Below are 13,700 nucleotides of genomic sequence, written 5' to 3' on the forward strand. Positions count from 1 at the left end.
TGCGTCAACGAGTGCATCGACTAGTGCCTCAACAAGTGCCTCAACAAGTGCGTCAACGAGCGCAAGCACGAGTGCATCAACGAGCGCCTCAGTAAGTGCATCGACGAGTGCGTCAACAAGTGCCTCAACTAGTGCATCAACAAGTGCGTCAACGAGCGCGTCAACGAGCGCGTCAACCAGCGCATCAACGAGTGCGTCAACGAGCGCCTCGACAAGCGCAAGCACGAGCGCGTCAACAAGTGCGTCAACGAGTGCCTCAGTAAGTGCGTCAGTAAGTGCGTCAACGAGTGCCTCAGTAAGTGCCTCGACTAGTGCCTCAACTAGTGCATCAACGAGTGCCTCAACAAGTGCGTCAACAAGCGCATCAACGAGTGCATCGACGAGCGCCTCAGTAAGTGCATCAACAAGTGCTTCAACAAGTGCTTCAACAAGTGCATCAACCAGCGCTTCAATGAGCGCCTCGACGAGCGCAAGCACGAGTGCGTCAACGAGCGCCTCAACAAGTGCGTCAACGAGTGCATCGACGAGCGCCTCAACTAGTGCCTCAACAAGTGCGTCAACGAGCGCAAGCACGAGTGCATCAACGAGTGCCTCAGTAAGTGCCTCGACTAGTGCCTCAACTAGTGCTTCAACGAGTGCGTCAGTAAGTGCATCAACAAGTGCATCAACGAGTGCGTCAACAAGTGCGTCAACGAGCGCAAGCACGAGTGCGTCAACATCCTTAAGCACCAGTGAATCAGTTTCCACTTCAATCAGTTTCTCAACCTCAAACAGTGACTCACCGGTAAATCCACACCCAGATAACCCGTCTGAGTCAATTAGCGATTCAGTATCAATGTCGATTAGTACGAGTGAATCGATTTCAATAAGTTCAAGTACATCACCTTCGACAAGCGAAAGCACATCGATTAATCCTAGTGAAAGTACTTCAACTTCAATTAGTAATTCTTCATCTACTAATGGATCCGAATCAACTAGCGGTAGTCAATCACCAGTAACGCCATTCCCAGATAACAGTGGCGCTGGTTCAATGTCGACGAATGGGTCTGGAAACGGCTCAGCTTCATTGAGTTTGAGTATTACTAATAGTACAAATGCTTCCGGTCTTGAAAATACAAATGTATCTGTTGCTGATAAGCACACAACTGTTGACTTAACTGCCCAAAACTCAGTTGCAAACAGTAATGTAAACAAGACCAGTCAGCAAAATAAGAAGCTTCCACAAACTGGTAATGCCAGTCAAACAACGGCTGAATTACTTGGTCTAATGTCATTAGAAGCAGTCTTACTCTTGTTAATTGCGAAGAAGAAAAAACACCACGAAGATAATAAATAATTAGGTGCATACAAAAAGCAGCCTCTAAGCTGGAATTTCCAACTTAGGAGCTGCTTCTTTTTTGCCTTACAGGTTCTCATCTGTATTAAAGTTTAATTCACAATAATCAGTCATCTTGGTAATCAATTCAAGGCTTAACTTCTTATAAGCATTTAAAGTATCGGTCGCATAGTCGTCACTTTGCCGCGTTAAGAAGGTTGCTCGTGCTTCACCTTTAAGGCTCGGGAGGCGACGATCAGTTTCCGCAATCATCTTAATGGCCGCGGCGTTTCGTTCTTTTTGTACGTCCCGTAACAAAGGAAGAAAGTCGTGCAGGTGGCTATCAACTAACACGCTAGCATGCTTGAAAATCCAGTAAGCAGAGTTGAGTTGGGCTGGCAACTTTCCACGCTTGTAAGGGGCTGGCGTATCAGTAATGCCGTTGAAGAATGGCACATAGGTACTTTCGGCAGCGACCCCCATTGCTAACCAGTGAATATTGGCACCCGGTCGGTTCATTTGTAAAATATGTGACTCTTGGGTCTTAGCTAAACTAATTGGCCGGTATTTATGAGCATGTTCACCATGCCCAAGCGGATCGAATTCAGTGCCTTCATAGTGGTTACTGAGATAACTTTGAGCATCAAAGATCGATAACTTATGGTCGGGTTTCATGATAAATGGTAGTTCAGTTGATTCCGGGGTTTCATCAGTTGCTTGTCTAGGACTAAACATTTGATGACCAACCCATACCCGCGGTTCAGAGTAAATCGCGTCTGATCGATCAGCCGTCCCAAAGATCTTCCGGAAATTAAATGTTGAGGGATCTGGGTTTAAATTATGTTTCTCAACAAATTCTTGAATTCCCGGATGGAACATGAAGTTGGCAGAATCATTAAAGTCAATCTCTTGAATTGCTAGCTGGTTTGCCACCACCGCGTATGAATCATCCGGAATCCGTTGCGCAACCCAATAGTGACCTGCACCGGTTTCAAAGTACCAAGCCTCGTCATTATCGGCGAAGAGTACTCCATTAGTTTCGCCAGTTCCGTACTTCGCAATCAAGTTACCAAGGCGTTGAACCCCTTCACGAGCAGTTTTGACATATGGTAGCACCACGGTGATCATTGCTTCTTCGTTTAGCCCATTTTCAACTAGCGGATCATAGCCTAAAACAAGGGCATTCGAATAAGCACTTTCGGTTGCGCTCATTGCCACATCGTATTCATTAATCCCGTCTTCTTCAAATAAACCATCTTTATCTGTCCATTCGGGAGTCGCCGTGTATCGAGCGCTTTCTTCTGGCAAGTCAAGCTCTAAACGGGTATCCTTAGAGATGAAGTGCTTGGACATTTCGCCACGCTGGTGAACAACCATGTGCTTGGGCCAGGCAGCCTTAGCATCTTCATTTCGACCAATCATGATCGTGCCGTCGATACTAGCATCCTTTCCAATTAATATACTTGTACATGCAGTTAATTTATTCCCCATAGATAATAAATTCTCCTTTTGTGTAATATATTAATTGTACCGCGAACAATGATTTAAGTCGATTTAGTTAGAATATTTTAATTTCAAGTTAAGAAGTATATAATATTGCTGTATAAAATAGGAAGGGAGAAAGAAAATATGCAACAATTATCACTGTTAATCGTTATGTTAGCGGCGTTAATTATTCCTATTATTATGGCGCGGTTTAAGGTTTCTTCAATTCCGACCGCCATTGCTGAAATTATTACAGGAATTATTCTTGGGAAAAGTTTCTTAAATATCGTTAACCCCAACTGGACCCTTAATATGATGTCGTCGATGGGGGTCATTATGTTAATGTTTTTGTCCGGGATGGAAATTAATTTTGACCTATTCCGGAAAACACCCGGGAAAAAACGTGATAGTAAGTCGCCAGTCGTGATGGCTTCGCAAGCATTTGGCCTCATTATTGCTACCGCTCTGATTATTGCAATCATAATTAGTCGCTTGCACTTATTCAATGACGTTCTCTTAGCAACGATTATCTTTTCAACAGTTTCCCTCGGGGTAGTTATTGCGACACTTAAGGAAAAGGATATCTTACAAAAGCCGGTCGGACAGACGATCCTTTTAACCGCTGTTTTAGGAGAAGTTGTCCCGATGCTGGCATTAACTTTTTATGCCACAATTAATGGGGGAAACGCTCGGCGACTATGGCTGATCGTTTTGCTTTTCTTAGCTGCTTTTGTTCTTTTGCGCCGTTTCAAGCAACCATATGTCTGGTTTAACAAAATTTCTAAATCAACAACCCAGCTAGACATTCGCCTTGCTTTCTTCTTGATTTTTGCATTGGTAACGATTGCGGAAACAGTCGGGGCGGAAAATATTCTTGGGGCTTTCTTAGCAGGAATGGTGATGAAACTGCTTCAACCGAGTGAGACTACGGAAGACCGGCTTAACTCCATTGGTTATGGGTTCTTGATTCCGTTTTTCTTTATCATGACCGGCGACCGGCTCGACTTGAAGAACTTATTTGCTAACCACCAAGCACTTGCCCTGATCCCGATTTTGGTCATCGGCTTTATCTTGGCAAAGTTGCCAACCATGATAATTTATCGCCGTCGGTTTAAGCTTCGGAACTCATTTGCGGGAAGTTTCTTGGTAGCAACGACGATTACCTTGGTTTTGCCGACCTTGGAAGTTGCTCGCAACCTGCATGCAATTACCCAAGCGCAATCAGCTGCTTTCACTTTGGCTGCTGTTATTGTTTGTATCATTGCGCCGATTGCATTTAATTCAACCTACAAACTTGAGAAGGCGGACTTAATCAAACAAAAGGTAAACTTTATCGGAACCAATACTTTAACTGTCCCGATTTCCCAACAATTATATAAGAACTGGTATGATGTGCGGATGGTTACGGACAATGAAAATAACTTCAAGATTTATAATAGTCAGGTGAAACATTTAGAATATATGCCTAAACTTGACGTGGAGTCCCTTGAACAAGGCGGCTACTTTGATTGTGACATTATCGTTGTTGGATTCTTAAATGATCATAAGTCCGCGCGGTTAGCTCAGATCGCCAAAGAACATGGGGTAAAACGGGTGATTGCTAGTCAAAATAATCCCCGTCTTGATCCCAAAGATGTTAGTGCTCTTCGTGAAAAAGGAATTGAAATCTTTAATAGTTTCAATGTCCAAAGCAGTGTCTTGCGGGCCTTGATTGAATCACCATTGATCTTGCGGATGTTGACCGATACCGAGGCGGGACTATATGAGGCTACACTGTTAAACAGCCGGTATAGTGGACGCGAACTGCATACTTTACCGTTTGTTAACAAAATTACGATTAGTCGAATCTTCAGAAATCGCAAGCCAATTGATCCGCATGGGGATACAGTGCTAGAATACGGCGATCATATTCTCTTTACTGGTGACCGCCAAGCAGCTGAGGAAGTCCGGGAAAATTTACAAGGGCGAAAATAATTTAATATTTTGACCTAATGTAATTGCCGGAAAAGCGCTCTTATGGTAAGATTTTAAATGAATTTAGAAGGAGGCACGGATTATGCCATTAGTTCATATCGACTTGATTGAAGGCCGGACCGATGAGCAGTTAAAGGCTCTCGTAAAGGATGTTACAGCAGCAATTTCAAAGGATGCCAATGTTCCTGCCGAACGGGTGCATATCGTGTTGAATGAGATGCGCAAAGACCGCTATAGTGTAGCTGGTAAGATGGTCAGCGACAAGTAACAACAAGAGAGTCATCGGGGGAGGCAGTTCAGTCTTTGCACGGTGGCTTTTTTGTATGATCTAAAATCCATCAAGTTTCTTCCTATTATATAGGTAGAAACTGCTCGCAATTAGCAGCGAAAGGATGAATATAATTGAGTGAACAACAATATATCATGGCGATTGACCAGGGAACGACGAGCTCACGGGCGATTATCTTTGACCATGACGGAAATAAGGTTGCGATCAGCCAACAGGAATTTCCTCAATACTTCCCGCAGCCAGGGTGGGTCGAACATGATCCCCTGGAGATTTGGGATAGCGTTCAGTCGGTGATTTCAAACGTAATGATTAAGTCCCAGATCAAACCCTATAAAATTGCGGCGATTGGGATTACTAACCAACGGGAAACGACGGTTATTTGGGATCGCCATACCGGTAAGCCGATTTATAACGCAATTGTCTGGCAATCAAAGCAAACGAGCGACATTGCCGAACAATTGATTAAAGATGGTTATAAGGATATGATCCACCAGAAGACCGGCTTAGTGATTGATTCATATTTTGCGGCCACTAAGATCAAGTGGATCCTTGACCATGTCCCTGGTGCCCGAGAAAAAGCAGCGAAGGGAGACCTGATGTTCGGGACCATCGATACTTGGTTATTATGGAACTTGTCAGGACGGAGGGTCCACGCAACGGATGTGACTAACGCTAGCCGGACGATGCTTTTTAATATCCATACCCTCGAGTGGGATCAAGATATCCTTGACTTGCTTGATATTCCCCAGTCGCTTCTGCCAGAAGTAAAGCCAAGTTCAGCAATCTACGGTTATACCGGTGATTACCACTTCTATGGTGTCCAGATTCCAATTGCCGGGATTGCGGGTGACCAACAAGCAGCCCTCTTTGGTCAAGCAGCCTATGATAAAGGTTCAATCAAGAACACCTATGGGACTGGAGCCTTCATCGTCATGAATACGGGACTAAAACCCACGCTTTCGGATAACGGCTTGTTGACGACGATTGCGTACGGTCTGGATGGACAAACCCATTACGCGCTTGAAGGGAGTATCTTTGTGGCCGGTTCTGCCGTTCAATGGTTGCGGGATGGTCTCAAGATGTTTGATAAGGCAAGCGAGTCCGAACAAATGGCTGTCGATGCCAAGACAACAGGCGGCGTTTATGTCGTCCCCGCCTTTACGGGACTGGGCGCACCGTACTGGGATCAAGAAGTGCGGGGCGCAATGTTTGGCCTTACCCGTGGAACTGAACGGGGACATATCATCCGTGCAACCTTGGAAGCCATTGCCTACCAGACCAAAGATGTTGTCGATACGATGGTCAAGGACACCCAATTACCACTAACAGCACTAACGGTTAATGGGGGAGCATCACGGAACAACTTTATGATGCAGTTCCAGGCCGATATCTTACAAACGCCAATCAAGCGGGCAGCGATGGAAGAAACAACCGCCCTGGGAGCAGCCTTTCTCGCTGGATTGGCCGTTGATTTCTGGGAAGACCAGGATGAGTTACGGAAGCTATCACGGATTGGCGACCAGTTTGATCCGCAGATGGATCCGCAAAAGGCAGCTGACTTGTATCGGGGATGGCAACGGGCCATTGCAGCTGCACAATTTTATGGGAAAAATTAACTAAAAATACCGATCACCATTCAGCAAACTAATATAAAAGGAAAATGAGAAAAATGAAAATGAAAACACCGGTTCAGATGACTGATGATTTGGCATGCTTTATTAAGGAAAACCGAGAAGATACGGCTTTCCCTCATGAATCACTCTATGTTGATTTGTTAGAACAATGGAAAGTTTTAAGCCGTTACCAGTTAGCATACGCTGATAAGGAAAGTAAACGCCTTTACAATGCCTATTGGAACTCCATGGCACGGTGGTATGAGATTTTTAATAACGAACGGGATAACTTATTAGAACCAACCGCCTTGCCAAGCGATGAGTTAATGGACTTCTATGCTGGTTTAATTGAAGGCCTCATGGATCACGTCCTTAGTTTAGTCCCACCATCGCCTCATTCGACGATTATTAAATTAACTGATTTCCGGGTCTTATTAAGTAATGAATTACAAAAGATTACCCAACTCGACCTCGGAATTCAAGGTCCAATTGACTTTGCAATGATCATGGATTATTGGAAGATGTTGGGTGAAAGTTTTGATCGGGAAAAGATCAAGTAAGTGAATAGAAAAAGCAGGCCTGGAGCAATCCAGACCTGCTTTTTCTATTCTATCCATTTTTGCAAGTAGTCAATCAATACCCTCGCGTCCTCCTTTGTCAGCGCAAAAGTATTATCATGGCTGATATTATCAAAATCAATATTTGACACCAGCATTTGCAGCTCAGACTCGTCAGCGTTCTGATAAATGCTAAGCTCATTAACGCACTCATCATCGCGATCTTCGCCATCATACTTAATATGGAGCCGCTTAGCTTGGCAGTCAATTTTACGTTTTTCCACATTCTCACCTCAAAACTCTCCTTTCATTTTAGCACGAAGCTGGTGGGCACGGGTAATTACTCCGCGTCGCCACTGCGAAACGGCTGCCCGACTAACCTGGTATTCATCCGCAATTTGCCGGTCACTCAAATGGTGGTTGAGTTTAGCAATCAAATATCGTTGTTGAACGCGGGGACAATGGTGGTAGAGGTAATTAAGAAAGTCGCTATTTTCTAGGTGAGCAAATGGGGCGGTCGCTGAATGGTCAACCATTGTCTCGTCGTAGTCATGATTATCTTCTTCGTTGTCGAGGGTGTAATTAAAGAGGAAACTTTCAAGTTGTTGCCGCCGTAACCGGTCAAGCAACCGCCAGCGCATCCGTTGGTAAGCAAAGCACATCAAGTCTCGTTCATTCTCGACTTCATCTTTTTCCTGCAAGAAATCAGCGTAGGCCTGGGCAAAGATAATCGAAGCATCTTGGACAAAATCATCATAGTCGTCCCGGCGCGGTGAGATCCCGAGACTCTTTAATACTCCATGGATAATCGTGATCCGCTTATCGCTCATCAGAAAAGTTAAACCGTCAGAAATTTTTTTGTAATTCATTATTGAGAACATCCTTTGAAAATATTCTCAAGAGCTCTTGAGTACCGTTAACTTACCAAAAAATCTGTCGTCTTAGCGAACGATAAAATAGGGCGAAAGTATCCTAAAAAGACGTTGACAGGGCAAATTTATCCCAGTATCTTAATATTCAAATTAAAAGTGAATCGTTTTACAGCGGATTTGCATTTTTTTAAGATTTGCTTGGAGGAGATAATTGTGGTTCGTAAAACAATTGATATGAGCATGCTGAATAAATTAAAAATTGATGGGGAGGTGGCAAACTACCTGGTTCGGTGGGATAACACCTTACTATTAACGGCTTACGATCAAAATCGAACGTTTGTCTTAACTGCCGATGGGGAACAGCTGCTTATTCGGGAACGGTTGAAAGATGTCCTTAGTCGCTTTGCACAGGCGAACCTAATTTATGAGTATGAAATGGAAGTACATTTTGCTAAGGTTGGCTGTCAAACACGGGGGTATGTCGCCGGTCACCATCGCCTAGTGCCAACTTGTGGATCATCAAATGAACAGGTTATTTATTACATGGTTCATTTGATGGAGGACGCTAGTGAGTTAGAGAGTGATAAGAGGGTAGAAATGATTATGAATGGCCGAGCAGGAGACAAATACCATGTCCAAATTGCTACTTCTGAGCGCACTTTTCGGCGAATTGTAAGTGCCGCTGATGAAATTGCTAATGACCAGCTTTCCCTCTTTGAATACTGGATGCATCGCCTGGGGAAGGTGAAAAGGGAACTCTTCGAACGAACCTACTTTGGTGATTATTGTGTTTATACGAAACTTCGTAAGTTGGCACTTGATCTCTTTATCCGCACAGTTTTACATATTCTGAACAAGGCTCATAAGAAGGTATATGGCGAAGAAGCACCCGCTGAACTTGTTAAAGAAGTAAAACGGGTGATAAATAAGTTCTGAGAGAAAAAGCAGCACAAAAATGCACAATAATTAAACATTAGTCCATTAGCTTGTTATAATAGGTGGTGAAGAGGAGTAGCTTAAGTAATAGAATGGAGCATTTTTATGACTGAAAAGAAAGATGAGTGTGGCGTAAAATACACACTAGATGTTTTAGAAGATCGCTGGCAACCACGGATTATCTTTTGGTTAGGCTTTCGGCCATTTACCATTGAGGAATTACATCAATTGCTACCAGATTTAACAGATGTTGCTCTTAAAGAAGAAATAACATCCTTGCAGAACTTGCGAATTGTTAATCCAGTTGTTGATGAAGAAAACAAGTATTCATTGACCGATGATGGTAATGACTTGCGTAACATGGTCCTAACCATGAGCGTCTGGGGGCGACAACAAATGGATGACTCCGCTAACCGAGTTTCCACGCAGATTGTTGAGCCGGAAAAAGATGCTAGTATGTCAGAACTGATAGAGTTTAATGAGAAGCTTAATAAGTATATGTAGCAAAGGGAATGCAAATTAGTCTACTGTCTTGTGATTAATTTGCACGTTATCTTAGAAGAGACCTGAAATGAATTTTTTCAGTCTCTTTTTTGTTTCATGATTTGTTAAAAATGTAATTAAATTGAAATACGGGGATGCTTGAAAGATGATAAGCGATTATCAATACTTTTATAGCGCACTTAGAAGAATAATGACGATAATACTATAATTTATATGGAAACTGTTTGTGAAAAAGGTATAAAATTCTTCCTTGACTAAATAGTTTTCATTCCTAATAATATATTAAGTAATTATTAAATTTGATTGGCTATCCGTATCGATTGGAAGGACTTATAACTAGTTATTAATGTAGGTTTCAGTAGATTAACTTGAGTCTTTTGGATCGAAAAGAAAGTCAAATGTATGGGAGAATTTTTTATGTCAGACGAAAATAATCGATCCTTGAATAATGACGAGCAGATGCGTCAACATGGACACCATCATCACCATAGACATCATCGACGGCACCGCGGATGGAAAATCTTTTGGTCAGTTGTTGGTGTTTTAATATTGATTGCGTTGTTCTTTGCGGGGATGGCATGGCATAATCTGAAGTCAACGACTGATGATATGTATAACAATGCTGGTGCCACTAAGTCACGAGATGCGCAAAAAGTACTTGAACAAAAGCGACCAGTATCAATCCTGTTATTGGGAACTGATACTGGTGCTCTTGGTCGGGACTACAAGGGTCGGACGGATACGATCATGGTAATGACCTTGAATCCGAAGACGAAGACGACCACGATTGTTAGTCTTCCGCGGGATATGAAGGTTAGCTTACCTGGTTATCCGCAATATTCACCAGCAAAGATCAATGCTGCTTATACCTATGGGGGAGTCAAGGAATCAATTAATACGATCCAGGACCACTTCAATATCCCAATTGACTACTATGTCTTAGTCAACATGGGTGGTTTGGAAAAGGCAATCAATCAAGTCGGTGGAGTTGATGTCAAGTCCCCATTGACGTTTGATTATGAAGGCTATCACTTTGAGAAGGGTGAGACCTACCACATGAATGGAAAAAAGGCCCTTCAATTCAGTCGGATGCGGTATGACGATCCTGATGGTGACTATGGTCGGCAACAACGGCAACGGTTAGTAATCACTGCTTTACTTAAGAAGTCTGTTTCATATAAGACAGTCCTTAATCGGTCATTCTTACGGTCAGTATCTGATAACTCACAAACCGATTTGACCTTCAATGATATGATGCGGTTAGCACAAAGTTATCGTGATACTAACGAACACATCGTTCAAGATCATGCGCAAGGACGGGGGCAAAATGAAGATGGTCAAGCCTTTGAAGTTGTGCCAACGAGTGAGCAACAACGGATCACCAACTTGTTACAAAATAGTTTAAAAAATTAAATACATGAGGAGTAGAAGTCTTGAATAGTTCACAACAAACAGCGAATAATACAATTGATTTGCATCGGTTAATGATGCTCTGTCGTAAACATATTAAGATGTTAATTATTTGGACATTATTAGCCGGAGTATTGGGGTATGTCGTGGCCCAGTTCGTCGTAGTACCGAAATATACCGCAACAACAGAAATCTTGGTTAACCAAAAGCATGAAAGTAACGATAACGGGCAAGCTTACAATAATCAGCAAGCCGATATTCAAATGATTAATACCTATAAGGATATTATTACTAACCAGGTGATTTTGAGCAAGGCTAGTAAGCAACTTAAGAACCCAGTTCATGTTATTAAACCAGCTCAAAAAGCAGTTTACCGAACCAATGCGGATGGTACGCGGCGGTTAATCAAAGAAGCTCAACCCGCAGTAGTAGAACGGGGTGGTAAGAGTTATAATCTTTCAACGGTTGAATTAAAAGAGGCCATCAGTGTCCAAACCCAACAAAATTCACAAGTCTTTTCTCTTCAAGTTAAAACTGATGATCCACAAGAATCAGCAATCGTTGCTAATACGGTAGCAAATGTCTTTAAACAACAAATCAAAAAGATTATGAGTGTTAATAACGTAACCATCGTTTCTCGGGCAAGTACCCCAGATAGTCCATCTTTCCCTAATAAGAAACTCTTTGCATTGGCAGGAGCAGTCCTAGGGTTAATCTTAAGTTTCTTATACATCCTGATCGGCGACTTAATGGATACCAGTGTGCACGATGATGATTACCTTACTAATGAACTAGGCTTAACTAATCTTGGTCATGTGAACCACATTGAGATGAGTCAGGACTTTAAGATCAATGATGATAATCGTCGTCACGGAAATGGAAATCGACGGGTTTAAGGAGGAGAGAGTATGTCATTATTTAAACGTAAACAACAGCACTCAACTGACACCATGGATAATGGAGCCAAATTGATTACCGTTGCCCATCCGAAAAGCCCAATCTCAGAACAATTCCGGACGATTCGGACGAATATTAATTTCATGGCGATTGACAAACCAATTAAGACCTTAGCCATGACTTCAGCAAATATGGGTGAAGGGAAGTCAACAGTTACCGATAATGTGGCGGTAGTGTGGGCACAAACTAGCCAAAAGGTATTGTTAATCGATTCTGATTTACGGCGACCAACCCTTCACGCAACTTTTAATAAGAGCAACCAACATGGATTAACGACGATTTTGACTAGCGGAACTAACTCTGTTGATTTACGAGAAATTATTCAGTCCAGTGGAGTGGAGAATCTTGATATCCTAACTTCAGGACCGATTCCACCAAATCCAGCAGAGTTATTAAACTCACAACGAATGAAGACTTTGTTAGATACAGTTAAAGGTATTTATGACATGGTGATCGTTGATGTACCACCAATGTTGGAAGTTACTGATACGCAGATTCTTTCACGTCATCTGGATGCAATTGTCTTAGTTGTAAAACAAGGACAAACCCAAAAATTAGCTGTTAAGCGAGCCGTTGAGCTCCTTAACTTAGCACATGCTAATTTGTTAGGTTATGTAATGAACGATGTTAATGCCGATGGGGATGCCGCCTACGGATATGGCTACGGAGAGGATACAAATAAATAAAAAAGATAATGGGGGATGAAATTGTTGGAAAGCAAAGTTGCTTTACTTAATCGAGATAAGATAAAATCACGTTTTATCTATCATAGTGTCAAACGGGTATTTGACTTTTTGGCAGCTACTTGTGGAATTATAATTTTGAGTCCCTTAATGTTTATTATTGCAATCTTAATAAAATTCGAAGATCATGGACCAATTTTTTATAAACAAAAGCGGATTGGACAAAATGGTAAAGCATTTGAGATGTATAAGTTTCGTTCAATGTTTGTTAATGCCGATCAAATGTTGGCAGAACTCAAAGAACAAAATGACGTTGATGGTCCAATGTTTAAAATGAAGGACGATCCACGGATAACTAAAATCGGCCATTTTATTCGTAAACATAGTTTAGATGAATTACCGCAATTTCTAAATGTGATTAAGGGTGAGATGAGTTTAGTTGGTCCCCGACCACCGCTACCATCTGAAGTTGCTGAATACAGTGAATATGATAAACAACGGTTATACGTAACCCCTGGTTGTACTGGGTTATGGCAGGCAACAGAACGAAATGAAGTAGGATTTAATGAAATGGTTCGATTGGATATTCAGTATATTCAACGTGCTAGTTTCATGTTTGATTTATGGATTATTTGGAAGACAGTTGGCATTGTAATTAAGCCTAATGGATCATATTAAACGGGGGAATATAATGACAAAAGGAATAATTTTAGCTGGTGGGTCAGGAACCCGTCTTTATCCAATTACGCGTGGTATTTCAAAGCAATTGATTCCGGTTTATGATAAGCCGATGATTTATTATCCGCTATCGACTTTGATGCTAGCCGGAATTAGGGATATTTTGGTAATTTCTACTCCAGAATATATGCCCCTTTTTCAAGAACTTTTAGGGGATGGGACCAATTTAGGACTAAACTTCTCCTATAAGGTGCAAGACCAGCCAAATGGACTCGCCGAAGCCTTTATTCTCGGCGAAGGTTTTATTGGTGACGATAGTGTTTGTTTGATTTTAGGGGACAATATCTATTACGGCGCTGGATTATCGGACCTTGTGCAATCAGCAGCGAAAAAAACTGATGGCGCCACGGTCTTTGGCTACCATGTC

General features: G+C 42.2%; 16 protein-coding genes. 12 read left to right on the plus strand and 4 right to left on the minus strand.

Annotated elements, in window-relative coordinates:
* Nucleotides 1-747, minus strand: a 747-nt coding sequence (locus CBG10_RS11190; protein ID WP_458251632.1) for a hypothetical protein, incomplete at its 3' end; no start/stop codon positions are given.
* Between the two features lie 88 nt (nucleotides 748-835).
* Between CBG10_RS11190 and CBG10_RS11500 the strand changes: the two genes are divergently transcribed.
* Nucleotides 836-1,336, plus strand: a complete 501-nt coding sequence (locus CBG10_RS11500) for an LPXTG cell wall anchor domain-containing protein (RefSeq protein WP_225359332.1) — start codon at nucleotides 836-838, stop codon at nucleotides 1,334-1,336.
* Between the two features lie 66 nt (nucleotides 1,337-1,402).
* Here the strand turns inward: CBG10_RS11500 and CBG10_RS06280 are convergent, their stop codons facing one another.
* Nucleotides 1,403-2,806 (minus strand): C69 family dipeptidase, encoded by a 1,404-nt coding sequence (locus CBG10_RS06280; RefSeq protein ID WP_094512048.1) that lies wholly within the window; start codon nucleotides 2,804-2,806, stop codon nucleotides 1,403-1,405.
* 138 nt (nucleotides 2,807-2,944) lie between these two features.
* Between CBG10_RS06280 and CBG10_RS06285 the strand changes: the two genes are divergently transcribed.
* From CBG10_RS06285 to CBG10_RS06300, 4 genes are all read left to right on the plus strand, one after another.
* Nucleotides 2,945-4,774 carry a cation:proton antiporter domain-containing protein gene (locus CBG10_RS06285; RefSeq protein WP_094512050.1) on the plus strand — a complete coding sequence of 610 codons (1,830 nt, stop codon included), beginning with the start codon at nucleotides 2,945-2,947 and terminating at the stop codon, nucleotides 4,772-4,774.
* A gap of 82 nt (nucleotides 4,775-4,856) precedes the next feature.
* A complete protein-coding gene (locus tag CBG10_RS06290; protein ID WP_003663508.1) occupies nucleotides 4,857-5,042 on the plus strand; it encodes a 2-hydroxymuconate tautomerase in 186 nt (61 codons plus the stop codon).
* A 134-nt stretch (nucleotides 5,043-5,176) separates the two neighbouring features.
* On the plus strand, nucleotides 5,177-6,679 hold the full coding sequence (gene glpK / locus CBG10_RS06295; protein WP_094501714.1) for a glycerol kinase GlpK: 1,503 nt from the start codon (nucleotides 5,177-5,179) through the stop codon (nucleotides 6,677-6,679).
* A 44-nt stretch (nucleotides 6,680-6,723) separates the two neighbouring features.
* On the plus strand, nucleotides 6,724-7,236 hold the full coding sequence (locus CBG10_RS06300) for a hypothetical protein (RefSeq protein WP_094501716.1): 513 nt from the start codon (nucleotides 6,724-6,726) through the stop codon (nucleotides 7,234-7,236).
* A gap of 44 nt (nucleotides 7,237-7,280) precedes the next feature.
* Here the strand turns inward: CBG10_RS06300 and CBG10_RS06305 are convergent, their stop codons facing one another.
* Together CBG10_RS06305 and CBG10_RS06310 are read right to left on the minus strand one after the other, a co-directional pair.
* Nucleotides 7,281-7,517 (minus strand): hypothetical protein, encoded by a 237-nt coding sequence (locus tag CBG10_RS06305; protein ID WP_094512051.1) that lies wholly within the window; start codon nucleotides 7,515-7,517, stop codon nucleotides 7,281-7,283.
* Between the two features lie 9 nt (nucleotides 7,518-7,526).
* Nucleotides 7,527-8,102, minus strand: coding sequence for a helix-turn-helix domain-containing protein (locus CBG10_RS06310; RefSeq protein ID WP_094501720.1), 576 nt, complete (start codon nucleotides 8,100-8,102; stop codon nucleotides 7,527-7,529).
* Between the two features lie 216 nt (nucleotides 8,103-8,318).
* Between CBG10_RS06310 and CBG10_RS06315 the strand changes: the two genes are divergently transcribed.
* The 7 genes from CBG10_RS06315 to CBG10_RS06345 all read left to right on the plus strand — a co-directional run.
* Complete coding sequence (locus tag CBG10_RS06315) at nucleotides 8,319-9,041, plus strand: hypothetical protein (protein WP_094512053.1); 723 nt, start codon at nucleotides 8,319-8,321, stop codon at nucleotides 9,039-9,041.
* A 105-nt stretch (nucleotides 9,042-9,146) separates the two neighbouring features.
* Nucleotides 9,147-9,545 (plus strand): winged helix-turn-helix transcriptional regulator, encoded by a 399-nt coding sequence (locus CBG10_RS06320; protein WP_094509488.1) that lies wholly within the window; start codon nucleotides 9,147-9,149, stop codon nucleotides 9,543-9,545.
* A 417-nt stretch (nucleotides 9,546-9,962) separates the two neighbouring features.
* Entirely contained in the window at nucleotides 9,963-10,958 is a 996-nt protein-coding gene (locus CBG10_RS06325) for an LCP family protein (protein WP_094512055.1), read from the plus strand.
* Between the two features lie 20 nt (nucleotides 10,959-10,978).
* On the plus strand, nucleotides 10,979-11,851 hold the full coding sequence (locus tag CBG10_RS06330) for a YveK family protein (protein WP_094512056.1): 873 nt from the start codon (nucleotides 10,979-10,981) through the stop codon (nucleotides 11,849-11,851).
* 12 nt (nucleotides 11,852-11,863) lie between these two features.
* Complete coding sequence (locus tag CBG10_RS06335; protein WP_094512058.1) at nucleotides 11,864-12,598, plus strand: CpsD/CapB family tyrosine-protein kinase; 735 nt, start codon at nucleotides 11,864-11,866, stop codon at nucleotides 12,596-12,598.
* 15 nt (nucleotides 12,599-12,613) lie between these two features.
* Nucleotides 12,614-13,273, plus strand: coding sequence for a sugar transferase (locus CBG10_RS06340; protein WP_042746047.1), 660 nt, complete (start codon nucleotides 12,614-12,616; stop codon nucleotides 13,271-13,273).
* Between the two features lie 13 nt (nucleotides 13,274-13,286).
* Nucleotides 13,287-13,700, plus strand: a 414-nt coding sequence (locus tag CBG10_RS06345; protein WP_179230713.1) for a sugar phosphate nucleotidyltransferase, incomplete at its 3' end; no start/stop codon positions are given.

This window comes from Limosilactobacillus reuteri, assembly GCF_002254085.1.
GTDB classification, from domain to species: Bacteria; Bacillota; Bacilli; order Lactobacillales; family Lactobacillaceae; genus Limosilactobacillus; species Limosilactobacillus reuteri_K.

Excerpts from the sequence above, each read along its gene's own strand:
- CBG10_RS06290 (WP_003663508.1), top strand. The coding sequence starts at position 4,857 with ATGCCATTAGTTCATATCGACTTGATTGAAGGCCGGACCGATGAGCAG.
- CBG10_RS06280 (WP_094512048.1), bottom strand. The coding sequence starts at position 2,806 with ATGGGGAATAAATTAACTGCATGTACAAGTATATTAATTGGAAAGGAT.
- CBG10_RS06335 (WP_094512058.1), top strand. The coding sequence starts at position 11,864 with ATGTCATTATTTAAACGTAAACAACAGCACTCAACTGACACCATGGAT.
- CBG10_RS06320 (WP_094509488.1), top strand. The coding sequence starts at position 9,147 with ATGACTGAAAAGAAAGATGAGTGTGGCGTAAAATACACACTAGATGTT.
- CBG10_RS06325 (WP_094512055.1), top strand. The coding sequence starts at position 9,963 with ATGTCAGACGAAAATAATCGATCCTTGAATAATGACGAGCAGATGCGT.
- CBG10_RS06300 (WP_094501716.1), top strand. The coding sequence starts at position 6,724 with ATGAGAAAAATGAAAATGAAAACACCGGTTCAGATGACTGATGATTTG.
- CBG10_RS06310 (WP_094501720.1), bottom strand. The coding sequence starts at position 8,102 with ATGAATTACAAAAAAATTTCTGACGGTTTAACTTTTCTGATGAGCGAT.
- CBG10_RS06285 (WP_094512050.1), top strand. The coding sequence starts at position 2,945 with ATGCAACAATTATCACTGTTAATCGTTATGTTAGCGGCGTTAATTATT.
- CBG10_RS06340 (WP_042746047.1), top strand. The coding sequence starts at position 12,614 with ATGAAATTGTTGGAAAGCAAAGTTGCTTTACTTAATCGAGATAAGATA.
- CBG10_RS11500 (WP_225359332.1), top strand. The coding sequence starts at position 836 with ATGTCGATTAGTACGAGTGAATCGATTTCAATAAGTTCAAGTACATCA.